This window comes from Anaerobiospirillum thomasii (assembly GCF_900445255.1).
Lineage (GTDB): Bacteria > Pseudomonadota > Gammaproteobacteria > Enterobacterales > Succinivibrionaceae > Anaerobiospirillum_A > Anaerobiospirillum_A thomasii.
On sequence record NZ_UAPU01000005.1, the window covers coordinates 539,635 to 564,593 of the forward strand.

At 40.8% G+C, this 24,959-nt stretch carries 17 protein-coding genes; 2 read left to right on the forward strand and 15 right to left on the reverse strand.

Going from position 1 to position 24,959, the window contains the following annotated elements; genetic code table 11:
* Position 1 precedes the first annotated feature (1 nt).
* The 6 genes from DRZ93_RS02600 to DRZ93_RS02625 form a co-directional block, all read right to left on the reverse strand.
* Positions 2 to 1,459: an ISL3 family transposase gene (locus tag DRZ93_RS02600; protein WP_113745754.1), complete on the reverse strand. Its 1,458-nt coding sequence runs from the start codon at positions 1,457 to 1,459 to the stop codon at positions 2 to 4.
* A 290-nt stretch (positions 1,460 to 1,749) separates the two neighbouring features.
* The gene (locus tag DRZ93_RS02605; RefSeq protein WP_113745755.1) at positions 1,750 to 3,207 is read right to left on the reverse strand and encodes an ISL3 family transposase; all 1,458 of its coding nucleotides are present in this window, start codon (positions 3,205 to 3,207) and stop codon (positions 1,750 to 1,752) included.
* A gap of 368 nt (positions 3,208 to 3,575) precedes the next feature.
* A complete protein-coding gene (gene trxB, locus DRZ93_RS02610; RefSeq protein WP_113744579.1) occupies positions 3,576 to 4,511 on the reverse strand; it encodes a thioredoxin-disulfide reductase in 936 nt (311 codons plus the stop codon).
* A gap of 447 nt (positions 4,512 to 4,958) precedes the next feature.
* Complete coding sequence (locus tag DRZ93_RS02615) at positions 4,959 to 5,210, reverse strand: hypothetical protein (RefSeq protein ID WP_113745756.1); 252 nt, start codon at positions 5,208 to 5,210, stop codon at positions 4,959 to 4,961.
* A gap of 75 nt (positions 5,211 to 5,285) precedes the next feature.
* Positions 5,286 to 5,558, reverse strand: coding sequence for a hypothetical protein (locus tag DRZ93_RS02620; RefSeq protein WP_113744581.1), 273 nt, complete (start codon positions 5,556 to 5,558; stop codon positions 5,286 to 5,288).
* 95 nt (positions 5,559 to 5,653) lie between these two features.
* Positions 5,654 to 7,540, reverse strand: a complete 1,887-nt coding sequence (locus DRZ93_RS02625) for a hypothetical protein (protein ID WP_113745757.1) — start codon at positions 7,538 to 7,540, stop codon at positions 5,654 to 5,656.
* A 398-nt stretch (positions 7,541 to 7,938) separates the two neighbouring features.
* On the opposite strand from DRZ93_RS02625, the gene DRZ93_RS02630 reads away from it, so the two are divergent.
* The gene (locus DRZ93_RS02630; RefSeq protein WP_113745758.1) at positions 7,939 to 8,190 is read left to right on the forward strand and encodes a hypothetical protein; all 252 of its coding nucleotides are present in this window, start codon (positions 7,939 to 7,941) and stop codon (positions 8,188 to 8,190) included.
* A 268-nt stretch (positions 8,191 to 8,458) separates the two neighbouring features.
* On the opposite strand, the gene DRZ93_RS02635 is transcribed toward DRZ93_RS02630, so the two are convergent.
* Together DRZ93_RS02635 and DRZ93_RS02640 are read right to left on the reverse strand one after the other, a co-directional pair.
* A complete protein-coding gene (locus DRZ93_RS02635; protein ID WP_113744583.1) occupies positions 8,459 to 9,964 on the reverse strand; it encodes an ATP-binding protein in 1,506 nt (501 codons plus the stop codon).
* 210 nt (positions 9,965 to 10,174) lie between these two features.
* Entirely contained in the window at positions 10,175 to 11,701 is a 1,527-nt protein-coding gene (locus DRZ93_RS02640) for a vWA domain-containing protein (RefSeq protein WP_172458003.1), read from the reverse strand.
* 862 nt (positions 11,702 to 12,563) lie between these two features.
* Between DRZ93_RS02640 and DRZ93_RS02645 the strand changes: the two genes are divergently transcribed.
* The gene (locus tag DRZ93_RS02645; protein ID WP_113745760.1) at positions 12,564 to 12,749 is read left to right on the forward strand and encodes a hypothetical protein; all 186 of its coding nucleotides are present in this window, start codon (positions 12,564 to 12,566) and stop codon (positions 12,747 to 12,749) included.
* A 433-nt stretch (positions 12,750 to 13,182) separates the two neighbouring features.
* Here DRZ93_RS02645 and DRZ93_RS02650 read toward each other — a convergent pair whose 3' ends face one another.
* The 7 genes from DRZ93_RS02650 to DRZ93_RS02680 form a co-directional block, all read right to left on the reverse strand.
* Entirely contained in the window at positions 13,183 to 13,767 is a 585-nt protein-coding gene (locus tag DRZ93_RS02650) for a hypothetical protein (protein ID WP_113744586.1), read from the reverse strand.
* Between the two features lie 267 nt (positions 13,768 to 14,034).
* Complete coding sequence (locus DRZ93_RS02655) at positions 14,035 to 14,697, reverse strand: M15 family metallopeptidase (protein WP_113744587.1); 663 nt, start codon at positions 14,695 to 14,697, stop codon at positions 14,035 to 14,037.
* Positions 14,684 to 19,093, reverse strand: a complete 4,410-nt coding sequence (locus DRZ93_RS02660) for a FimV/HubP family polar landmark protein (protein ID WP_113745761.1) — start codon at positions 19,091 to 19,093, stop codon at positions 14,684 to 14,686. Before DRZ93_RS02660 ends, DRZ93_RS02655 begins: the two co-directional genes overlap by 14 nt.
* Positions 19,094 to 19,183: 90 nt before the next feature.
* A complete protein-coding gene (locus DRZ93_RS02665) occupies positions 19,184 to 20,182 on the reverse strand; it encodes an Asd/ArgC dimerization domain-containing protein (protein ID WP_113745762.1) in 999 nt (332 codons plus the stop codon).
* Positions 20,183 to 20,816: 634 nt separating this feature from the next.
* Entirely contained in the window at positions 20,817 to 21,473 is a 657-nt protein-coding gene (locus DRZ93_RS02670; RefSeq protein WP_113744590.1) for a hypothetical protein, read from the reverse strand.
* A gap of 250 nt (positions 21,474 to 21,723) precedes the next feature.
* Positions 21,724 to 23,481: a methyl-accepting chemotaxis protein gene (locus DRZ93_RS02675; RefSeq protein WP_113745763.1), complete on the reverse strand. Its 1,758-nt coding sequence runs from the start codon at positions 23,479 to 23,481 to the stop codon at positions 21,724 to 21,726.
* Positions 23,482 to 24,248: 767 nt separating this feature from the next.
* On the reverse strand, positions 24,249 to 24,623 hold the full coding sequence (locus DRZ93_RS02680) for a LexA family protein (protein WP_113744592.1): 375 nt from the start codon (positions 24,621 to 24,623) through the stop codon (positions 24,249 to 24,251).
* Positions 24,624 to 24,959 lie beyond the last annotated feature (336 nt).

The window sequence follows — 24,959 nt, forward strand, 5'->3', positions numbered from 1 at the left end:
CCTAAATTTGGGGGTTGACATTATTTTCAACAGGCTCTGAAACTACGGCAGCTTTGAGTGTTGATTTTCTATCTCGAGACAGAGCCTGATGCATTTTCAATATATAGTACCCTATATCTCTAAAGCCGTAGGCTACCCTTTTAATGGTTTTGAATTTAGCATTGCATCCCTCTAAAATACTGGTGTTTAAGCCAGTTGTAGCCGCATGAATAATATAACAGCTCCAATCTTTTAGCTTCTTGCAGAACCTTATCAGTAAAGGAATTTCTGTTGCTTCAGCTTGTGAATACAGGTTTTTAATTTCTGTTTCAACCTGCTCAGGTGTACCTCCGCTATGCCATAGATCTCTGATATGGTCTCCAAAAATTGATATTGTAAACAAGGTCTTATTCTGTTTGAGGGTTTCTACAAGATCTTTTTGCGACTCTTCAAGAGTGTTGAGTTTATCTGAGCCCATGTAAGTCAGCCACTTGCTCTGTCTAAGATCTTTTATACGCTTCTTGTATTCACTTTTCTTTTGTTGATACTCGCCGGCGTCCATGGCGCCAAGCTCCTTGCGTAAATCTTTTATTTTATCAAGCCTTATGGCATCTGCCACTTCACTGTTAAACTGTTGCAGGCAGTGGAATAAATCAAGCACTATCTTTGCATTAGGGCAGAGCTCTTTGACTAGATTCTGATATCCGCAGTTGCCATCCATTACTGCACCTTCAATCTGGTCAAGCAGTCCAAGCTCTTTTAATCTATCAAAGAATGGCCTTAAATCATCTTTCTTTCTGCCGTAGGCGGCATACAAAAGGCGCCTGGTATCGGCATCTATGATGACTGATATATACTTATGGTGCTTTTTAACGCTTATCTCGTCTATAGCTATGTTCCTAACGCCTTCAAGGCTTATATCTTTGAACATCTCTATAAGCCTTGCCTTATCAATGTTCCTGATAATATCTGCCTCTACAGCCGTGATAGCGCTTATTTTCTTTAAATCTAGATGACTCTCGCCCAAATCAAGAAGCTGCAGTATCTGCCCATATAAGCGTAAGGTTATCCTATGATGCGGATGGACAAAGCTTGGCTTTAGCCACCTGGCATGATCACAACCACAACAAATGACCTTAGGTACGCGTATCTTTAAAATAACCGCAAATGGTCCTAGTGTGCAATCCTTTACTGTGCGCTCTCCCCAGTCCTTTATATTTACTTTATGGCAGCCACAGAGTGGGCAATTTTGTTCAAGCTCCTCTCTCCAAAGCGTATAGCCAAGATGATAGGTAACAGTCATTGCCGTAGCATCTATTTCAGGCTCACCAGACATTACACAACCCGGGTACATATTGAGACCACCGTGTTCAAACTTACAGTGCATTAATTCATTAGCACTGGCTTTGATTAAAGTTTCATTTGTTTCTGTATTGGCAGCAGTGTAGGAATTTATTATAATAGCACTAGGCTCTGTCATATTCTTTCCTTTGGTCGGGTAAAGTTGTTGTCAGGGCCCTTATTTTATCTGAAATATAAAAATTAATCTCAAGGGAAAAATCTTTGGGATTTTTCATAAAGCTTTAGCAAATGCAAAAGACTGACAGTCAATGATTGGCAAAGCCAACCCGTAAGGGCTCGTCATTGACGGACAGTTTTTGCATTGACAATTTGGCCGGGTCTTAAGCATTCTTGTGCTTAAGACCATAGATACCGTTTGCGATCTTGGGTCAACCCCCAATTTCAGGGAAGAACCTTTGCGACTCATCCCTAAATTTGGGGGTTGACACTTTTTTCAACAGGCTCTGAAACTACGGCAGCTTTGAGAGTTGATTCTCTATCTCGAGACAGAGCCTGATGCATTTTCAATATATAGTACCCTATATCTCTAAAGCCGTAGGCTACCCTTTTAATGGTTTTAAATTTAGCATTGCATCCCTCTAAAATACTGGTGTTTAAGCCAGTTGTAGCCGCATGAATAATATAACAGCTCCAATCTTTTAGCTTCTTGCAGAATCTTATCAGTAAAGGAATTTCTGTTGCTTCAGCTTGTGAATACAGGTTTTTAATTTCTGTTTCAACCTGCTCAGGTGTACCTCCGCTATGCCATAGATCTCTGATATGGTCTCCAAAAATTGATATTGTAAACAAGGTCTTATTCTGTTTGAGGGTTTCTACAAGATCTTTTTGCGACTCTTCAAGAGTGTTGAGTTTATCTGAGCCCATGTAAGTCAGCCACTTGCTCTGTCTAAGATCTTTTATACGCTTCTTGTATTCACTTTTCTTTTGTTGATACTCGCCGGCGTCCATGGCGCCAAGCTCCTTGCGTAAATCTTTTATTTTATCAAGCCTTATGGCATCTGCCACTTCACTGTTAAACTGTTGCAGGCAGTGGAATAAATCAAGCACTATCTTTGCATTATGGCAGAGCTCTTTGACTAGATTCTGATATCCGCAGTTGCCATCCATTACTGCACCTTCAATCTGGTCAAGCAGTCCAAGGTCTTTTAATCTATCAAAGAATGGCCTTAAATCATCTTTCTTTCTGCCGTAGGCAGCATACAAAAGGCGCCCGGTATCGGCATCTATGATGACTGATATATACTTATGGTGCTTTTTAACGCTTATCTCGTCTATAGCTATGTTCCTAACGCCTTCAAGGCTTATATCTTTGAACATCTCTATAAGCCTTACATTATCAATGTTCCTGACAATATCTGCCTCTACAGCCGTGATAGAGCTTATTTTCTTTAAATCTAGATGACTCTCGCCCAAATCAAGAAGCTGCAGTATCTGCCCATATAAGCGTAAGGTTATCCTATGATGCGGATGGACAAAGCTTGGCTTTAGCCACCTTGAATGATCACAACCACAACAAATGACCTTAGGTACGCGTATCTTTAAAATAACCGCAAATGGTCCTAGTGTGCAATCCTTTACTGTGCGCTCTCCCCAGTCCTTTATATTTACTTTATGGCAGCCACATAGTGGACAGTTTTGTTCAAGCTCCTCTCTCCAAAGCGTATAGCCAAGATGATAGGTAACAGTCATTGCCGTAGCATCTATTTCAGGCTCACCAGACATTACACAACCAGGGTACATATTGAGACCACCGTGTTCAAACTTACAGTGCATTAATTCACTAGCACTGGCTTTGATTAAAGTTTCATTTGTTTCTGTATTGGCAGCAGTGTAGGAATTTATTATAATAGCACTAGGCTCTGTCATATTCTTTCCTTTGGTCGGGTAAAGTTGTTGTCAGGGCCCTTATTTTATCTGAAATATAAAAATTAATCTCAAGGGAAAAATCTTTGGGATTTTTCATAAAGCTTTAGCAAATGCAAAAGACTGACAGTCAATGATTGGCAAAGCCAACCCGTAAGGGCTTGTCATTGACGGACAGTTTTTGCATTGACAATTTGGCCAGGTCTTAAGCATTCTTGTGCTTAAGACCATAGATACCGTTTGCGATCTTAGGTCAACCCCCAATTTTGGGAAGACCCCATTTTGCCAGTGAAAAAGGCTTTTTTATCTTTCACATAACCAAAAAACAAAAGGCATCATACAGATGCCCCTTGTGTGCCATATCTTAAGACTTAAACCATAAGATAGTGCTCAACATCTAAAGCAGCCTGACAGCCTGAGCCGGCTGAGGTAATAGCCTGGCGATAGATCTTATCTGCACAGTCACCTGCTGCAAATACGCCTGGAATTGATGTCTGAGTGGCTGTACCCTTATTGACCTCAATAAAGCCTTCAGAGTCAAGCTCAAGCTCATCTTTAAACAGTGAAGTCTCAGGGCTGTGACCGATGGCCACGAAGATACCCTGCAGAGCAATTGTTCTCTTTTCACCCTTGATATCGACCTTAAGGCCGGTTACAGTATTGCCATCGCCCTCAATATCATCCACTGTGGCATTTAATACAAATTCAACCTTGCCCTGCTGTTCAAGATCGCGCATCTTGTTGACTAAAACCTGCTCGGCTCTAAAGCCCTCACGTCTGTGCACAAGATAAACCTTGTTGCAGAACTGGGTTAAAAACAGAGCCTCAACAAAGGCTGATGAGCCGCCGCCTACTACAGCAACATCTTTCTTTCTAAAGAAAAAGCCGTCACAGGTGGCGCAGGCAGAAACACCCTTGCCCTTGTACTGACTCTCACTCTCAAGACCTAAATAGCGGGCCTGGGCACCTGTTGCAATAATTACAGTCTTACATTTAAGTACATCGCCATTGCCTAAAGTCAGCTCTTTGATATCACCCTTTAAGCTGGCTTTGACAACTTTATCATAAATGAATCTGGTATCTAAGGCTTTAGCATGCTCCTGCAGCTGCTGCATAAGATCGATACCGGCAGGATTTGTATGAGCACCAGGCCAGTTACCAATCTCAGGTGTGGTAATTAACTGACCGCCAACTTCAGGACCTGCTACTAAAACCGGTGAAAGGCTGGCACGGGCTGCATAAATGGCAGCCGTACAGCCGGCAGGACCTGAACCTATAATTACTACATTTAAAATTTCATCACTCATGGTAACTCCCGTTCTCTTCTAATTCATTTATAACCATTATCGTATATTTTTTATGCAAATTACATTAAATAATATTTAATTTTCATATGCTGTGAAAGACCACAATATTCTATGATTTTTCTCTTATGCCAACCCACTTAGATATAATTATGCTCTTGGCCACAACTCTTAAAATCATGTAAACCTGATTTTAATTTCATGACACTATAAGAATTGAAATTATAAAAACAGCCTTAAGACTTAACAGAGCTCAAGGCATTTACAAATATATGTTATTAATAGTTTTTTATATTTAAAGTGTGCACAAATTATGACTTTTAAAAAGTTTGTCACATCAATCTGTGCAGATCCTTTGGTAAGATACCCATGACCCCATAATTTATCAAAAATCGGATCAGGATGCGCAATATCCCTTGGGAGGCGGGTATCAGGTAGATGCGGGCAGTATCATGCCCACCCGCGGTGATAGATTAGTTCAAGATCAGCTTTGGTCAGCTCTACTACAGATACTGTAGACGAGGCAGTCTTTGATATAAAAGCTCTGCGTCTGGCATCACTTATTGCACCACAGAAGCTATTGAATTGGATACAGCAAAGTCTATCTATGTTCTGATAATAAGATTTAACAGTAATACCCTGAGATGAAATCTCCTGATTCATTCTGTCATAATCAGCGCTTTTAAATCCTTTATAGCTCATGACCCACTCTTATATATCTGGTATGGGTCTATTATTACAAGCAGGAAGGATGTCATCTAAGGGGTCATGGGTATCTTACTCTTGAGTAGCCTCTTGCTCATTTAGTCTCATATTAACAAAGTAGTTGCTCACGCTATTGTCTTGAGCGTTATAGACAAAGCCATTTCTATAGTAGATCTCAAACTTACGGCCAATTAAGCTCTTAGGCAGCGTTAATGATGTAATTTTATTCTCGTTGTCGAAGACTACACCACGCTCAATGAACTTAACGCCCTCAGGGATCACCACATCGCCGTTTGCTCCTGAATAACGAATTAGCGTACCATCATCTGAGATCTCAAAGTCCATAGAATGTCATCACTGCTAAGAGCCCATCGCTAAATAGAAAGCTGAGTCCCATCTAAGCTAAATCATAGTGATAGCAAACAACTACTTTTGTGCCGCTACAAGCTTAAAGATGACCTTCTGCTAGGCTTTTTGGATTTGGCCTTGCTTTTAGACTCTTGTTGCCTTTCAAGGAGCATTGCTGTGGCTTCATGTGCATTGTGCTCTGTGGCCACATCTATAAGCTTACTGAGGGTTTGTTTTGATTTAATCTGCTTAGAGTTGATGATTGTATTAACAGCGCTATGAGAGGAGCTCAAGATTGCTTGTTCAAATAAATCTACTAGATCTTTTGCTTTTACATCTAAAAGATTGAAGATCTTTGCAAACTCATTAGGCCCCTCCCGAATGATCACAGGAATATAGCAAGCTGGAATTGAGAAAGTCTTTCCGTCACTTGCTGCCCATTCAATGAGTTGAACCACACCTTGCAAATGATTCAAAATGGCACTATATAGCAAGTCGTTAAAATAAACGTCTTTAAGATACTCTTTTTCTTCTTGCATGAATCTTTGCAGGTTTACGCCGTGAGAGTGTAAATAGCTGGCGATCTTAAATTCACTGCACATCAAAGCAAGAATGCAGATCATATTACAATCATTGTTATCTTCGATTATCAATGCCTCTCTGTCACACAAGAGCTCAAGGCACTTTAAGCGCTCATCCTCATCAAGTGGAGTCATGTTTCTTACCTCAACATTTGAGGCAATCACAAACGCAGAGTTATATTGACTGCCGTTAAACAGATGCTCTACTGTAACCCAATAATTATAGTAGTTGCTATAAAGCTCTTTAGATAAAGTCTTAGGTTTACGTTGCAATTTAGCTTCAGCATCTAACAGCAAACGCAGCTTCTCTACACCACCATAGCGTATCGCTAAAGCAATGGCGTAATCGACAGTTTGTATAGGATTTCTGTCATATTCTTCAGCCTCTTTGTCATGCCATAACAACTCTGTAAGTGGCTTTAGACTTTCATCAAGCAATTGTTGAAGATCTTGTACACTGCCTCTTAAGACAACTTCCAATAAGTAATGTGCTGCTCCCTTATTGCTAGATCTATCAATCTTCGGCAGCCTCTTTTTGGCCCATTCTTCTTTGTAAAAATCTTGTACAGCAGCAGCAGATGAGTTTACTTCATCACCCTTGTAGAGTTCCACCTCATTTCTCAGCAACATGCCGATATACTGCTGAGCAACCTCCTCATTATAGATTTGATGATTGTAACAATAGCCTAAGAGTAGCCCCAAACCAAGACTATCAACAAGTTCTTCTGACAAACTCAACTCAGGCATTATCGAAATAATGCGATCTTTACTTCTATCCCATGTTTCATCTAACTTACACAGCTCGCAGTGAGTTAGTTTTGGCGCAAACAAATGCATTTCGTCGCCGGGCAAGCGACCTAACTCATCTAATTGCTCAGTGCTTAGTGAGGCTCCCATATACCTAACTTTATTTACCCATTTTCCTGACATTTCATATGCTTGAAAGACTTTCTCAAATTCCTCAGGCAAGGTCAGTTCTTTACGGTACACGTATGGAATGTCTATGACGAACCTACGGCATTTGCTATAAAGCACGCCATCCACGCTCTCATAGACTGGATTTTCAGGATGAACAATGTATTTTTTTAAATTGGGAAGCCAAGGCACGTACAAATAAGAGTAAAGGTTGTCTTGAATAGCATCATTCTCTTTAAGCTCAGTATTAGCAAAGCAGTTACTTACACTATTATCTTGAGCGTTATAGATAAAGCCATTTTCCCAGTAGCTCTCAAATTTACGCCCAATTAAGCTCTTAGGCAGCGTTAATGTTTTAATTTTAGTCTCGTTGTCGAAGACTACACCACGCTCAATGAACTTAACGCCTTCAGGAATCACCACATCGCCGCCCGCGCCTGAATAACGAATTAGCGTACCATTATCTGAGATCTCAAAATCCATAGAATATCCTTACTACTAAGTGCCCATAACAAAATAGAAAGCTGAGCCACAGCTAAGTTAAATCAAAGCAAACAACTACTTTTGTGCAGCTACAAGCTTAAAGATGACCTTCTGCTAGTCTTTTTGGTTTTGGTCTTGCTTTTAGACTCTTGTTGCCTTTCAAGGAGCATTGCTGTGGCTTCATGTGCATTGTGCTTTGTGGCCACATCTATAAGTTTACTCAAGGTTCGGATAATATGTAAATATTTTTCAAAATTCTTTTTTGAACATGGTACCTTTAGCTAGCTCTTACATCTGTCAATGCTAAATGAGAATGATGGTAAGATACCCATGACCCCTTAGACGACATCCTTCCTGCTTGTAATAATAGACCCATACCAGATATATAGGAGTGGGTCATGAGCTATAAAGGATTTAAAAGCGCAGATTATGACAGAATGAATCAGGAGATTTCATCTCAGGGTATTACTGTTAAATCTTATTATCAGAACTTAGATAGACTTTGCTGTATCCAATTCAATAGCTTCTGTGGTGCAATAAGTGATGCCAGACGCAGAGCTTTTATATCAAAGACTGCCTCGTCTACAGTATCTGTAGTAGAGCTGACCAAAGCTGATCTTGAACTAATCTATCACCGCGGGTGGGCATGATACTGCCCGCATCTACCTGATACCCGCCTCCCAAGGGATATTGCGCATCCTGATCCGATTTTTGATAAATTATGGGGTCATGGGTATCTTACCTAAGGCCAATATTTGGCTTGTAGTTAGTGCCATAGACACCTCTGAAAATATGCAGGACTGATGTTATTTTGATTCCTATACAGTAAATGGGATAAGACTTAGCTACACTCAATTAAGAGTGTAGCTAACAATGGCGTTAATGAGCCATTAATGATGTGGTAGAACTTTAGGAAGATTAGATCTTAAGGTCGTTTAAGACGTTGATGATCTCAATCTGACGCTCATGGAAGAGGAGTTCTTTATTGTGTTTGAAGTACTCATCACAACCGAAGGAGCTAATGAAGCTTACGGCATTTTTGTTGATGGTCAGCTCGCTAAGTAAGATCAAGATCTCTTGACCCTCACCAAAGGCTTGCTCGGCAAACTTAAATGCGGCATTAAGCTTACCTACAACCTTATCTGCATCACTCTCCATCTTCTTTACGCGCTTATCAAAGTCCTTTTTAACGGCCTTGAAAGCTACCTCATTGTCCTCTTCGCTACCAATGATATTCAGCTCTTCATGCAGGATATTATCTACAGCCTTCATGCGACGAACAACATTTTGCGTTACGGTGCCACGATCTGCGGTATTTTTCAGCTTATTGGTGTAATTATGCAGCAAGGTCTCAAAAAGATAGCGTGGCGTATTTGGATTGTTCTTTACTCCTTTCTTAAAGTCTTTTAATACTGCAAGTAAGTCCTTTAAGATCGCCTCTTCATCGTTAACCTTGCAGATATCTTCATGCAGCGCATTTAACATCAAGCCTAATAAAGCTAAGCGCTCATCAAATGCTGCGTTACTTGCACGAGCCATGATCTCATCACTAGCTTTACCATCTAAAATGCTGCTTACCTGATAATCAGAGCGATATTTTTTGAAGAGATCGTAGTAACGAGCAAATTCCTTAGCGACCTTTGGATGCTGTAAGTATTGCTCAATTAAAGGCAGATCAACTTTAATCTTCTTCTCTTCGTAGAGCTTGAGCATAGCACTAAGATCAAGCCAACCACGTGCAGTCACAAAGTATCTACCATCAACAGTTGTTTCGATCTTGTAGAAGTCTGACTTAATGGTCTCAAGATAAGTAAAGACCGCAGGGTGCACGCCTGAGCTTTGGGCATACTCCTTCCACACCATAAAGTCAGGGATAACCTCAATACGGCGCAGACGATCCCAAGTGGCAATATCAAACTCACGTACAGAATTGTTGTACTCAGGTGGGTTACCTGCAGTAACGACGATCCAGCCATTTGGCAGCTTGTGGCGACCAAAAGTCTTATACTGCAGGAACTGCAGCATTACAGGAGCTAAAGTCTCAGAGGTACAGTTAATCTCATCTAAGAATAAAATACCCTCTTTAACACCTGTGGTCTCAATGTACTCATACACGGATGCAATGATCTCTGACATGGTGTACTCAGAGATCGCGTACTCCTTGCCGTCGTACTTCTTATGCTCAATAAGTGGCAGACCTAAGGCGCTCTGTCTGGTGTGATGCGTCATGGAGTAGCTAATTAGACCAACACCAGCTTCATGGGCAATCTGCTGCATTACAGCAGTCTTACCAATACCTGGAGGGCCGAGTAAGAACACTGGACGCTGAACCTCAGGTGGGATTAAGTAATCACCGAACTCGTCTTTTAAAAAGTAAACGGTTACTGCGTTTTTTATTTGATCTTTTGCTTGTTTAATATTCAAGGGAAAAACCTCAGTAAATGTAAGTCTGTATTGCTTAATTCTGTAGTCATTCAAGCTAGGCAATTAGGCACCGTGGACTGCACTGGATTATTTGTACTAAGGCCAGTTCAGTGCTCTTAAAGCCTGTGTGCGCTCAAGATTGCTTCGGCTTTAGCATGTTTTAGAGTTACCTAAGCTTGAGTGATTGACCAATGAGGCACTTATGAGTGCCTATAGATCGTACTTATCTAAAACCAGTTTAATTGCCCATGAAGGCACCGCGACATCATCATATTCACCACGGATCATGACGAAAGCAGATTTATATGCTGGTGGCTTAGCAGGGAACTGCCCCATACAATCAGTAAAGTAGATAAGCCCCTTAAGATCATGAAGTTCGCCACTCTTGATGAGCTTATCTACATAGGTAAATACAGGTCTAAAATCAGTACCACCAAAGCCTTTTAGCTGCATGTGCTTGATGTAATCTTCAAACTCCTTGCGTGAGGTGATTTTCACATCGCTTTGGATCTCAGAGTCACATTGAATGATGTGCAAATTAATCTTGTTAAAGAAGCTCTCTTTTTGCATCAAGATGTTGTAGGTCTTGTTCATGAAAGCCTGCACTAAAGGACCATGCACCGAGCCTGAGACGTCAATGGCGATCACGAAGTCATGAATCTTCTTAACCTCACGATACTCCAAAGGCTCAATAAGCGGCATGTTCTTGTATAGATCAAGACCATAGGTGTAATAGATGTAGTCAAACTCATCTGGACTCACCTTCATCTCTTCTCTAAAAGTGGCAAATTTCTTTAAAAACTCAGAGTAGTTATAGTGCTCTCGAGTTACCTCAGTTAAGTTCTGAATCAAAGATCCAGCGCCATCTCCTATACCTTTTGAGGTGGTCTTAAGATCAGTGAGCATCTTCTCTGCGATGGACATCCACATATCAAGCAAGGCTTGTTGCTTGCCAGCAATATACGGAGTATTGCTAAGGCCACTATTGTTTTCATTTGGATTCTTAGGCAAGATCGTGGAAACATTATCCTGGCCACTTTGATTTGAGTTGTCCAGAGAAGGCTGTCCACCATTTTGCGGCACTTCTGAACCACCACTAGGTGGCTGTGATCCTGAGCTACCATTTGATGACTGTGATGAAGCGCCACTAGAACTTGCCCCATCACCAGCTAAATCGCCCGCTCCACCAGCTTGATTGTCCTTTGACGGATACCAAGGACTATGCTCGTCGCAAGTAAAAAGCTCTCTTAATACCTGTCGCTTGCTATCACTTGGAGAATTTGCAAGAAAATGACGATAGATCTTTTCTGCAGTAAGGATCTTAACTTCTTTTTGTATGGTATTTAGATGCGAGCGCATTGCTGCATCATTATTAGTAGCAATGCTATCTTTCTTTAACTCGAGGATAGTGTTGGATACTGCGATATCACTAGCTAAATCCCACAGCTCACGATCTAGTGCTTTTGCCGAGAAAGGATGGTAGAGAACGCAATGGAGCAAAGAGTGCAAGTAGTTATGCACTGGACGAGCTTGATCATCACGGTACTCTTTAAGAACAAAGATAGGATTGAAGTAAAGAGCTTTACCATCAGTTGCTTGAGTCTCAATTGCCTCAGAGCAATTAAGTGGCAACCTATCTAACGCCGTGTCTAAGAAGCGAAAGTTCAGCACCAAGCGACTCTGCGCAAGCTTCATCACTTCTTGAGCTAGTTGACGAATCTTATCTTCATTCGACATACACATCTCTCTGTTCACACACTGCACATGGCGTGGTATAAGCCATTTCCACAGCAAACAAAAACTATTTAGACTCATCATAGATCAGAAAACTTAGCTAATTTTTAGAATGATCTTAATGAGCAAGTGAATTGCTCCTGCCAAATCTTACGATTATGGCGTGAGCTTCATGGCGTCGTTGCGCCAAATCTCATACGGTTAACAAGTTACCCATATCGGCTGAAACACGCAACCGCTATCAAATAGCTTCTTAACAGAAGCATTTTCGTAAGATACCCATGACCCCATAATTTATCAAAAATCGGATCAGGATTCGCAATATCCCTTGGGAGGTGGGTATAAGGTAGGTGCGGGCAGTATTATCCTAAATTTTTCATGCAAAGTATAGTAATTTTCTCGGCCTTTAATATTTACTGATCATTTTTTAATAATTTACTGTTAGCAATGATTTTTTTAGTAAAATTCATTGCTATTTAGTAAGATACCCATGACCCCTTAGACGACATCCTTTAATGCAGTATCTAAATAGAGCCTGTATTGATGTTAAGCGTACTCATATCTACAAAAATTAGTTGATAGACATCACAAATCTACAACAAAATAAAGGTCCTTAAAGCCACATTTAAGGGCCCAAAAAGCATGCCTGTCATAAGCCCTAAAAAACACCTCTCACAGATCTGTAGAGATCTGTACAGATCAATAATACCCCTCAGATGAAAAAACTCACTCAAAAAAACAAGGCTCGACATAGGCATTTTAGAGGGGTTTTAAGAGGTCTGTAACGGCTTGTGCATGGGCTTTGTGGGTACTTTTGTCTATGGTAAAATATACCTAATTTAAAGGATAAAAGTAGGTGTTGTTTATGAGCAGTGGGTACGAAAATTTAAGTCAGGCTGAGCTTATAAAACTATTACAGAATACTACAGCTCAACTAGATAGAGCCAATAAAGATATTTCTATCGTACAAAGCAAGCTCAATAGTGCTGAGAAGAAGCTCACTATTACTGTAAAGAAGCTAGAAAAGACAAGCAGGAGAATAAAGATTTAAAGATCACTAATAATATATTGTGTTTTATTGCATCTAATTTTACTCAGGATGCACATGCTATTTTGCATGAGATAGACAAGAAATTTACAATTTATCCTCAATATGCATTTTCAAGGGATGTTATAACTACCATTCAAATTCAAGAACTAATCTATCACCGTAGGTAGGCATGATACTGCCCGCACCTACCTGATACCCACCTCCCAAGGGATATTGCGCATCCTGATCCGATTTTTGATAAATTATGGGATCATGGGGATCTTACATCCTTTGTTCAATATACTGGTAATTACTGTGCAGCTCTTATGGTTTTTGAGGTGTAATCTTATTGGCCTTCATGAATTTTCTTATCACATTTTTATTTTGGTTATAGTCAGATTTAATAAAAAACCCCGCATCTGCGGGGCTTTTTATGTATTGTTATTTATAACAATTATGGAAGAGGAGCTGGTGCCGGAGCCTGAGCCTCAGGTGCTGGTGGTACTGGCTTAGCTGCTCTGATCTTGTCCTGAATGAATGGGCAGGCAACATCCTTGAGCAGAGCTGGATCTTCCTTGATTACTCTGTCATAGAAGGCAATCTGCAGCTCGGCCTCTTTACGCTCTAAGTTACGTAAAGACATAGCCTGCTTTCTGATAGCACTGACATCTGGGCTTGATGCATTTACTAAACCGTCTAATACCTTTTTCTCTGCAAAGATGGTGTCATTTAAAGTTACAAGAACGTGTGCATCCTTGCTGTACTTCTCATTGTTGATAAAGCTCTTTAAGAATAAGAAGTGCTGAACGTGACGTGGGTGGTGAATTAATCTGCCCTCGCCTCTTGGGCCTTTTGGAGCCTTTTTAAAGTGGGCAGGAGCTGGACCTACTTTGTCAAAACCGTATGGGCACTCGCCGTTAACTGCAGGACCTGGGCCCATGGCACCTGGACCTGGTACAGGAGGAACTGCAAGAGCTGATGTGGCTGCAAAGGCTAAGGCAACAACTGAACCTAAAGCTAATTTTGTATAGTTTTTCATAATCTATCCTCAGGGAGTTTTTTACTTGCTATAGTATATAGAATATATGTCAAAAATTAGTTTAATCTTAGTTTAGAAAAAAATTTTTGCCACTTATTTAAGTACTATTTTCTTTCCTCATTAATTTTACGCAAGAATTACATAATGTAAATAAGTAAATATTTTGTCTATACAACATATTTTAAAAAAACTTAGATTTTTTTTATCTTTTGATTAACAGACCGGTCCTTACAGTGTTTATTATATACAAAGCTGCTGCATGTATTATTAATAGGCCAGCATCTGTCTGTATTTATCCTGCAGGTATATACAGACAGATTCTGACCATGGGTATTTAAGGCTTTTTAAATGATCACAGGCATAATCAAAATCAAAAACCTCAAGGCATTTTGTAGCACTTGGATAATACGATATATGCCAGGGCTCAAAACCTATGCTGTTATCCCCTGTATAGGGCATAAAAAAGTCATACTCTGCCATATACTCAACTAAGGCCTGATGCATCTCATAAAAATAGCCACCTTGCGTGTACTCATAGGAGGCAAGAGCTAAAGAGCTGCCCTCTGGCAGCAGATCCTTTGAGTATATATCAAAATCAGAACCAAAGTGGTGGCGGGAAAAACCAGGCACCGATGAGAAAATACAGATAGCCTCAACTCTTTGCATAGGACTCATGTTCTCAAGATTAAGCTCATTATTGTCCCTGTCAAAGACCTTGCGCTGCATATTATATTTGGCGTTAAAAATTTCCATCTGCCGGGAAAAAGGTCTGAAGGCCGATGCAATATCAAGCACAAAGCCATGTGCTGCAAGACGCTTTTTTAAGTCACACAATGCTAAAAAAGCCTCAGCTGAGGCTTTCTGATTAGTATCTATATCAATAAGATGGGTCTGTTCAAGACCCATCACCATATCTTTAGTTATCTGCATATCTGCTCTTTAGATCTTCTGCAATCTGAATCAGATCAGGACTGCCCTGTTTTTTGACCTTCTCAACAATGGCCAGTGCATCATCTGTATCTCCTGTTTCAAAGAACAGCTGTGCTAAATTGAGCTCATCGGTAAGTTTCTGATGCAGTCTTGAGTCTATGCCACTGTTGTCAGCCTGCTCATGCTCAATATTACCTGTATCATCATCAAAATGACTGGACAGAGCTGTATTTTCAAGATTATCGGCACTCTCAGGATCAACTATATCATCAAGAGATGCCTCCTTTACAGTACTCTCATCGTCATTTTCCTTGAGCATATTGGCAATATCTCTTGAGCTTATGCCATCGGCACTTAAAATCTCATCACCGGTGATTGGATCGCGCTGTATCTCATCACCAGCAAGCATGCTCTCAAGCATATCCCTGTCAGAATCAATAGCCTTTTCTATAGGATCTTTAGAGGAGACACTCTCAGAACTGTCATGATCTTTATCATGTATCTTATCTTCATGTTCTGTAACGTCAAAGTCAGAATCAGGCACTTCCCAGCTTACATCTGAGTTTTTGCCGCTTTTTACTGACTTATCCTCTGTCTCATTCTCAACCATCACATCAGGATCAACTATACCATCTAAGGATGTATCCTCATGTGCATCAGCATCAGGTAAGCTGTCTGCTGCTGTATCCTTATCGTCCTCAACCTCTAGGTCAAAATCATCCTCATCGTCATTGTCATTGCTCTCAGGCACCATCTCAGATGTGCTTGTATCATCCTTGGCATGCTCAACTTCCTGATTTAAAAGTGAGCCAAAATCAAGATCATCGCCAATGACATGAACCTTGTCAGGTGTGCCGTTCAGACTGTTCTGTAAGGATGTGGCATCAAGAGGCAACTCTTCTTCATGAGCTTTATGCTCATCTGCATCATGGGCAAAAGCCTTATGCAGATCACCAAAGTCCTCACTGCGCTCATTACTCTCAAGTCTGGCAAGAGCATCATCTACACTCTCATGTCCTTTAAGATCATGATCCTCATCTGTGGCAAACATATCATGACTGCTGTGCATGTCATCTATGCTCTCATCAGTGCCAACAATATCATCTAATGATAGCTCATCATCCTTTAAGCTCTCATCATTAGCGCTTGATGCATCTGTGTCTGTGCTATCATCCTGTATAATATCTGATAAATGATCAGTCTGTGGTACCTGAACGTTATCCTGTACAGGAGGCTCAATCTTGGAGCTGTCACCTTCTAGAGCAGACTGTACCTTATCAAAGATGGAGCTGTGATCCTCAGCATCCTTAGGCTGTGGATACATAAGTTCATCTGAGCGCTGTTTCAGGGCTCTGGCAATATCCTCATCGCTCATGGCAGGTGAGGTATCAGCCTCTTTGCTCTCATTTTCAGTATCCATGCCCTTCTTGACATCATGGGCATTGTCAGTCTCATCAAAAGGATTGTTTTCAAACTTGGTCTCAAAAGGACTGTCTTGTGTCTTTGACTCAAAGAGATCATCATCAAGCTTGAGATTGTCAGGATCTACATGCTCAGAGTCTGTATCTGCATGACCTGAACTGTCCTGTGCCTCATGAGCTTCACCTGCCTTATCTGCATCAGCGACACGGGATGACATGGATTTTGCCATCTTCTCCATAAGCTCCTGCTCTTCAGCAGAGGCAGGTACATCATCCTCAAGCGATAAATCATGACCCATGCCATAATCAGTGTGATCTTGTGAGTTCAGATCATCAAGCGAACTCATGACAATTTCATCATCATGCTGTGCATCATCATATGTATCAGAGTGCGTGCCGTAGAACTTTCTCTCAGAGTCCTCATCATGAGCGCTGTTGACATCAAGTACGCTCTCATCAGCGCGGTCAAAGGCTTTTTGTGCAGTGTCCTCTAAACTCTCTCTAGGAGCATTTAAGGCAGCGGCCCAGGCCTGTGTCATAGCCTGCTCTTCATCACTGGCTGTAGATTTGTGCTGATCAGAGATTAAATTAGCTTTGGTATCAGTAGCCTTTGGTGTCTCATCTACCTGCTCATCTTTTTTGGTATCAATTTCAAGAGCAGTATCATTATCATTCAATGAGGCAGCCCAGGCATCGGCCATGGCTCTTTCATCATCACCGTTAAGAACATCTAGATCTTTGCCAGTGCCATCAGGTGCATTGCTTTTTGAAGCTGTGATGTCTGCAGAGTCCAGTGCTGCTTTTGCATTGCCACTTTCCTTAGAATCATCACTTAATGATGATACCCAGGCATTGGCAAGAGCCTGCTCCTGCTCTAAGGTATTATGGGAGCCTAACTGACTTTCATCGCTGACAGCCTTAATGTCGCCGTCATCAATTGAAGTGCTTGGATCATTGTATGTATCAAGAGTCTCAATAACCTCGCCGTCATCTTCATCATCATCACTGACTGCTGTCTGCTGAGGCTCCTGAGTCTGTGGAGGCTCTGAGCTCTTATCCTGTGCGGCATCATTAGGCTCAGAGGTTAAAACCTGATCTTCCTCTCTTATAATATTCTTATTAGAACTGTCATCTTCAGCTACATCTACAACGGTAGATTTATCATCAGACTCTGCATTGAGTGAGGCAGACCAGGCTGCCATCACATCATCTTCAGCTGGCGCTAACTGTTTTTTTTTTGAGGCTGCAGCCTCGGCTTTTTTCTTGGCTGCTTCCTCCCATGCTCTTTGTGCTTCTCTTTCGTGATCAGAAAGATCTTTATCATCTTCCTGAGGCGGCATTTCATCCTCGCCATTGAAGTTGGTCGGCACTATAAGCTGATCATCATAGGCATCCTTAATCTCCTGCTTGGTTCTGTCAACACTGTTGAGATTTGGATCCTTTGGAGCACTGTCTTTATTGCTGCTGACACCGTCATCCTTGGAAACTCCAGCCTTGACTGCATACTCCTCTTCCTCAGCTGCATGCAGATCGGCCTTGTTGACGATACCTGATGTAATGAGCATTTCTGATGAAAGATCGTCATCAGCATCCATACTATAGTCATCATTATTGTCATTATTGCTCTTTCTGCCTTTGAGCAGGAAGAAGGATATGGCAAGCACGAGACACAGTACACCCACGCCTAAAAGAATCCACATCATAGGTCCCTGCGGGATGCTCTCGTCACCGCTTTCGGTCATACCTATATACTGTGACTCAAGCTGTGAGAGCTTGTCAGCATTGCTAATAGAAATGGCTCGTACCTGATCAACCTGCTTGTTAAACTTGGAGATTGAGGCTCTAAGCTCGGCATTTGACTGCTGCAGATTGGCAATTACGCCCTCATAGTGTGATAAGGCTTTAACTACTTCATCCTTGGCAATAGATGAGGCTGAGCTTTTAGCTACAGTTTCAGCACGCAGTACAGACTGATCAATTTTCTGATCAAGTTTTTCATTGGCCTTGGCAAACTGCTGCTGAGTGGTTTCAAGCATAGTCTTTACAGCAACCAGATCAAGCTCAGAGCCTTCAAGAGGCTTGGCATCCTTGTACTGTGAACGATCTATATTGGCCTTGGCTGGATCATTGTCTGCATTTACAGTAGTTCCCTCTGTATCACCTACAGAGCCATCATCATCGCTATAGTAATTCTTTGATGGATCATCAAGCTTGGCATTCATCTCTCGCAGCTTGGTTTCACGTGCCACATAGACTGGAATGTCAAAATGTGATGACTTGGTGTTGTCAATTTTAGGCTCGCTATCAACAGGAGTCGGAGTCTGTGTATTTTTACCAGTGGCAGCGGCTACTGCTTCATTGATGGCATTGGTAACTTCCTGTCTGTTGATTGCAGGAGCAGCAGGTGCAGCTGGTGCAGCCTTGGCAGGAGTGACTGCGGCGGCTAAAGGAGGCAGAGTCATTGTGCCGTTACGTAATAACTGTGCGCCTGTGGCTGAGCTTTCTCTTGCAATATCTGCAGCTGACGGTATCCTTAAAGTTCCGCGACGCAGATTGTTTATATTACCGTTGGCAAATGCCTCAGGGTTGTTACGATAAATTGACGCAATAGTCTGAAATTCGGTTACATTGCTATTTACCGGTGTAAAGCGTGAGGCTATTGACCAGATAGTATCCTGAGGTTTTACAGTGTAGTTTGTAGTAGCCTGAGCCTGGTTTACAGCAGGTGGCACAGCTGCAACAGTCAGTCTCTCAGGAGCTTGTGCTACAGGTCTTGGAGCTGGAGTCGCAGCCGCCTGTCTTGCAGGCCTCTGAGCCCTCTGCGGGTTTGCCCTTGCAGGAGTCTGTGTCTGCTGAGCGCTCTGCTCTTCAGGACCAGTGATTGTAATAGTAAAGGTGTTTCTCTCCTCGGCAACAGAGGCAAAAATACAGCCGCCTAAGAGCAATCCTAAAATATATTTATTAAAACTACGCATGCCACCACCATATTTCCAAAGGTCAAAAATACGGCATTTTTTGACCTTTATTTAACTTTTTATTATAAAAAGCAAAAATCGTGCTAACTTTTAGGCCTTATCAAAATTCTTGAGGATGTCAACACAAACCTGTGCCTCGCCAAGGCGAGTATTATCCATTAAGGCCATGAAATTAAACCCTTTTCTATTAATTCTTGAGCGTCTTACTCTTGTCACAAGAATATCTTTGTGCTCTGAGGCATGACTTACCGGAGTAACAAAATCATCCTCAATTAGCGCAAGACCAGGAGCATTGCCAAGAACTTCACGCAACTGCTCTACAGATGCGCTCTCCTCAAGCTCAACATATACCATAGCACTGTGTCCATAAAATACAGGTACCTGCACACATGATATATCCATATCATGCTCAAAGCGTCCAAGTACACGCTCTATCTGCATACGCAGAGCATTTTCATGAGCATCAGAGCCATCATCAGCAATATCATCAGTTGCATAATGGATGTTAAATGCAAGCTGAGCCTTAAAACTGTCCACATCAATGGCCATGCCATTTAGTAAAAGTGTAGTCTCGTGAGCCAGGGTATCTGTGCCAAGCTGTCCATGCTCTGAAACTGACTCAAGTAAAGATATATGAGCCGTGTCTATGCCATACTCATCATGCAGTGGCATTAAAAGACGCGAAAGCATTACTGTTGAGGCAAGAGGAGTTGCTAAAACCCTGTGCTCTGTGCTCTCAGATGCAACATAATCATTGATACCTGGCACCATGATATTGACATTCCTGTCATGACAGTAGAGTCTGCTGTTATCCACTACTATACAGCCACTCTCTCTTGCCATTGGCACCAGTCTTGCTGACTCATCCTGTGTACATAAAAACAAAGCAACGTCTGCCTTTGCAAAATCAAAGGTATTTACGGATTCAATCATATGATTCTTACCCTTGAGCGCCACAGCGTCAAACTCACCCTCTAAAGGTGAAAGCGGGTAAAAATTTCTTATTTCCAGGTTACTGTCATTTAATAACTCTAAAAATAATTTACCTACATCAGTATCATATCCATATACAGCAAGATTCAAAGCCATACAAAAATTTAGTCCTAATGATATCTTTTAAAAACTTTTTTAAGTTTTTACATTAAATTTCAAATCAGCGATCCACATAATTTTATAATGGATAGCTTTATATTACAAAGAGATTTTGGCTTTATACAAGATCTCTTATATTGTCTTTTCGTTAAAAATTAAATATTTAGACTAAGATCAGATCTTTTTGCCATAAGCTATATCAATTTACGGCCATAATTGTATTTTTTTAAGATTTTTTCAGAAAATTTACCAAAAATTCTAAAATCATGTACACCAGCTCCTGGTTTTTATCGATCTGTGACACTTCCACAATATTATTTTTAAGCGTGTTTTTTATTAAATAACATACATAATTTTATTAAAATATAACAAAAATCGTACCTGTAAAAGATTTAACCCATAATAAGAAATGAGCATTAATAGTGCACTGTTTACCGCAAGCATAGGACACGGCCACTTTATTTTGCAAAGAAATTGGTACAAACATAAAGATACATGGCAGAAGGCAAAGAGTTGATATGAACTTCAAATTTAAAGAGCTGTATATATGTAAAGACAGGATATGGAGACAGTAAAGTTGATGGGTATCAAAGCAGGACAGATAAACTGCCCTGCTTTTAAAACTTATATATTAGTTTTTGTTCTTGAATCTTTCAATCTGCTCTTTCATCAGAGCTAGCTCAAGATCTTTCATCTTTTGCAGATCAGCATCAATCTGGGCAATTGCCTCTTCCTTATTGGCGTCATTGCCATAGAGCAGATCCTGCTTCTGAGTCTTTAATTTTTCCTGCATCGAACCAAGTTCGCTAATGCTCTGCTCTAACTCTTCATCTGTAAGCTTGGCAGGCTCTTTAGGCTCTGCACCCTGAGCAGAGGCTGCTGACGGGAAGAGCATGCTGTACACCATCATACCGGCCATGGTGCCTGCCATTGAGCTTAAGAATGGTGAACCTCCTCCCATACGACCCTGATTGGCAGCAGCTGCAGGAGCACCCTGTGCATTAGGAGCGGCTCTGTTGGCGGCAGCTGGTGCAGTCTGCTGTGTGGCAGGAGCTGCCTGCTGGGCCGGAGCCTCTCTTCTTGGCTGTGTTGCTGTATTTTTTGACTGATAAGTAGATGGTGTGGCACCTCTTGGGCGACGAAACGAGCCCATGCGCTTTACCTGATCCTGGCTTTCAAACATTGACAAAAAGCCTGAGGCATAGTTTAAAGGTGATGCCTGGACATTGCTGAAGGCTGATAATGACAGAACAATGGCTGAAGAGCACAGAACATATTTTAATTTCATTTTAATCCTCGAAAAATTAGCAATTTTTACGATTTTAATTAAATTTGCTATTTTTAAAATAGAAATGATAAAAAGATATCAGTTAAATTTTGAAAAACTTATGTCAGATCAAATTGTCATGGCACAGCAGATCTGATGCCTACCCTATTATCTATGCAAAAACTTATGAAAAAATTAGCATAAAGTTTTTTTTGCGTCTACAACTAAAAAGCCTGCTTATTTTAAGCAGGCTTAGATTTAAGGTATATTTTTAAACCGGCATTGGTGTTACGCCAGGAGCACTATTCTGTGGTGTCTGTACAGCCTGTGCGGCAGTCTCGCCACCTTCTTCTGTCATCTGAGAAAACTCATTGGCCAGATTTTCGTGAACAGTCTTCATACGGGCCTGATCAATACTGAAGAAATCAAGCTCTTTAATAATGTTGTCAATAAGTTTTACAGAAATGTTGGATACATTTACAGCATTATTGGATACATCATTAAAGTTCTGTGCAATTTCAGTAATACCCTGCATATTAGATGAAATCTCTGATGTGGCAGTAGTCTGCTCCTCAGCTGCTGTGGCAATCTGAGAGATCTGTGAGTTTACATCATTTACACTTGACATAATGGTGTTAAGAGTTGACTCAAGCTCGCCTGCTCTTTCAGCTACACTCTCCATCTGTACTACAGACTCATTCATAGAATCAGTTGCAGTCTTGGAGTCCTCCTGAATAGAGCGCACCATGGCTGTAATTTCCTGAGTTGATTTTGAAGTGCGCGAGGCCAGGGCACGCACTTCATCGGCAACCACTGCAAAGCCTCTGCCTGCCTCACCGGCACGGGCAGCCTCAATGGCGGCGTTGAGGGCTAAGAGGTTGGTCTGAGCTGCAATCTCATCAATAGTGCCAACGATAGAGCCAATCTTCTGGCTCTGCTCTGCAAGACGCATAACCTTTTCAGCATCTTCACGGGTAAATACACTCTGTTCTTTAATTGAAGCTACAGTTGAACGTACCTTGTCTACACCGTTGTTGGTCTCATTGCGGGCAACCTCAGAGGTTTCTGAGGCAATATGACAGTTCTTGGCAATATCAGCTGTGGTGGATACCATCTCATCGGCAGCAGCAGCAACAGTTAATGACTGAGTCTCTGCGTGTTTTGCTCCATCATTGATTGACCATGAGGCCTGATTTAAATCATTTGAGTACTTGCGCAACATCTCTGATACACCTACAACACGGGATATGGTATTGCTTAAAGTATCGCTGATCTCAACATATGATTTGTAGATATCGCCAATCTCATCGTTTGGAATATCTTCTTTTCTAATATGCAGCTGGAAATCACCATTTTCAATCTGAGCTGCAATATCCTTAATATTATTAGTGTGCTTGACAATATAGTTGGCAAGAGCAAAGCAGATGGCAAGAGCTGCAAGCACTGCAATGGCAGTTACAGTTATAATTACATACATATAGCTGCGCATATTTAAAAGACTTACCTGATCATCTACAATGCCGGCATAACCTTCAATCAGCTGTGAGAAGTTTCTGTTGGACTGTGACAGAGGGCCTAATACCTCATTCATAAATACAGAATCAGCCTCTTTGAATTTGCCATCAAGGTAAAGCTCAATAAATCTGCCTTTAATCTTCTCAGCAAGTAGGAGCATATTCTGACGGTTTGATGTGGCAAGATCACCAAATGTGGTTGGCTTTGGACCTGCCAGAGCCTTTTTGGTCAGATCCTCCATGACTGCAACATAATCAAGTCCTTTGCGGGCCATTTCTACACTTGGATGAGCCTGCAGCTGATGGAGCCAGGCGTGTACATCATTGTAGGCTGCAGAGAGAATAATGGTCTTTCTCATGTCGTGCGATACTGAAACCTTGAGCTGATTTTCTACCTTTATAGTGGTATTAATAGCAACAATGGCGATACTGGCAACGACAAGCGAGAGGAAAATAATTAAAAGGAAGCCACCAAATAACTTGGTTCGCATCTTAAGATTTCTAAAATAAGTCATAGTATCCCTCTTTTAAAACGGACAATATAAATAATTTGTAGATGACACAGTATTCATCCTCAATAAAACAGCATTTTAAAGCTATCGAAGTTGAATTGTTGCCCTTTTAAAATAAATACTGACTATTTTGGGATTAAATCTTCTTTAAACAATTATTAATGTAAATTTAATGAAAATTGCTGAAAATATAGATGTATGCCGTAAATAAATGTTATGCCTGTTCATTCTTTTATGTATTTATAAAAGAATGGACATCTTAATGACCAACAGGATGAAGACGTATCGGCATGATGATAATACATCTGCCAAGCACCTTTCCCCTGTTCGTTCAATAAAGGCACTCCTGAATAAGTCTTCTCTGGCATCTTGTTGTTATATAGAAATTATGATTTAAACATGGCAAAGTAAAAGCGTATACAAAATGTATATTACAAACCTTCCTTAAAAAATATGCAAAGGCTATCTGATATTGTACATGCTTTGACTTTTCAAACAAAAAGACAAAGTGCTCAAATACACTAAGCTATAAAGTGAATTTATATGTTAAATATCTTGTGCTAGACTAAACTTAATCTTTACAATGCTGACCTATAAAAAATATAAGACAGACTATCCACAGCAATATTTTAAGCTTAAAAATATAAACCCTAAATAATCAATACATATTTTAAAAGAGCAGCAGTTCGGCACGCGAACAGCTCAATACTGATTTATAAACCCTAACTGCCAAGCCAATAATTAACCTAAAACTTGTGGTTATTAGTTAATTACATGCCCTGACGCAGCCTACGCATAATACCTACCACCACACCTATAATGTGACAAGCAGGATTAAAACGCAGATCTATAATTTCATCTCCTGCAGCCGTCACTAAAGAAGGAACAGGATCATTACGCCATATGCGCATAACAAACCTGCCCTGGTGCACAGCAACGACAATGTCATGTGGCGATGGGATAATATCCCTGCGACACACAACCACATCACCTTTATAAATGGCAGCATCTGACATAGCATCAGATTTCATGTCAAATAAAAAGGTGCCAGGCATATCAATATTTAAAAACCTGTTTAGATCCTGTCCTTTTAGCGAGCCTTCATGCAGATGAATCTCACTTTCCTCACTAACAATCGGCAACATATAGCTGATCCTTTAGTAAAAAATCAGACAAAACAAACAAATCCCTAACTAATAATAATATTTTTAAATGGCTATCTCAAGGCACAGACGTGGCACAGGTCAAATTTTTACTAACAAATTGTAATTATCTGCATACTGACTCACTTTTCTGAAAAAATTCTATTTTTTACCCTGAAAATGCTGTTTTTGAAAAAAATTATCTTCCAGCAGATACTTTACCTGCTCTGTACATTTACCTGTTGTCACTGCTAAATGAGAATGACGCATTTTAGCTAAGTCATTTTGTCATGCCTTTAAAGCATTTTGTTCTAATTGTATTAAATAACCTCAAATAGC

What these genes read in the sequence shown, in the direction of transcription:
- DRZ93_RS02600 (WP_113745754.1), bottom strand. Translation starts at nt 1,459, where the DNA reads ATGACAGAGCCTAGTGCTATTATAATAAATTCCTACACTGCTGCCAAT.
- DRZ93_RS02605 (WP_113745755.1), bottom strand. Translation starts at nt 3,207, where the DNA reads ATGACAGAGCCTAGTGCTATTATAATAAATTCCTACACTGCTGCCAAT.
- trxB (WP_113744579.1), bottom strand. Translation starts at nt 4,511, where the DNA reads ATGAGTGATGAAATTTTAAATGTAGTAATTATAGGTTCAGGTCCTGCC.
- DRZ93_RS02615 (WP_113745756.1), bottom strand. Translation starts at nt 5,210, where the DNA reads ATGAGCTATAAAGGATTTAAAAGCGCTGATTATGACAGAATGAATCAG.
- DRZ93_RS02620 (WP_113744581.1), bottom strand. Translation starts at nt 5,558, where the DNA reads ATGGACTTTGAGATCTCAGATGATGGTACGCTAATTCGTTATTCAGGA.
- DRZ93_RS02625 (WP_113745757.1), bottom strand. Translation starts at nt 7,540, where the DNA reads ATGGATTTTGAGATCTCAGATAATGGTACGCTAATTCGTTATTCAGGC.
- DRZ93_RS02630 (WP_113745758.1), top strand. Translation starts at nt 7,939, where the DNA reads ATGAGCTATAAAGGATTTAAAAGCGCAGATTATGACAGAATGAATCAG.
- DRZ93_RS02640 (WP_172458003.1), bottom strand. Translation starts at nt 11,701, where the DNA reads ATGTCGAATGAAGATAAGATTCGTCAACTAGCTCAAGAAGTGATGAAG.
- DRZ93_RS02645 (WP_113745760.1), top strand. Translation starts at nt 12,564, where the DNA reads ATGAGCAGTGGGTACGAAAATTTAAGTCAGGCTGAGCTTATAAAACTA.
- DRZ93_RS02650 (WP_113744586.1), bottom strand. Translation starts at nt 13,767, where the DNA reads ATGAAAAACTATACAAAATTAGCTTTAGGTTCAGTTGTTGCCTTAGCC.
- DRZ93_RS02655 (WP_113744587.1), bottom strand. Translation starts at nt 14,697, where the DNA reads ATGCAGATAACTAAAGATATGGTGATGGGTCTTGAACAGACCCATCTT.
- DRZ93_RS02660 (WP_113745761.1), bottom strand. Translation starts at nt 19,093, where the DNA reads ATGCGTAGTTTTAATAAATATATTTTAGGATTGCTCTTAGGCGGCTGT.
- DRZ93_RS02665 (WP_113745762.1), bottom strand. Translation starts at nt 20,182, where the DNA reads ATGGCTTTGAATCTTGCTGTATATGGATATGATACTGATGTAGGTAAA.
- DRZ93_RS02670 (WP_113744590.1), bottom strand. Translation starts at nt 21,473, where the DNA reads ATGAAATTAAAATATGTTCTGTGCTCTTCAGCCATTGTTCTGTCATTA.
- DRZ93_RS02675 (WP_113745763.1), bottom strand. Translation starts at nt 23,481, where the DNA reads ATGACTTATTTTAGAAATCTTAAGATGCGAACCAAGTTATTTGGTGGC.
- DRZ93_RS02680 (WP_113744592.1), bottom strand. Translation starts at nt 24,623, where the DNA reads ATGTTGCCGATTGTTAGTGAGGAAAGTGAGATTCATCTGCATGAAGGC.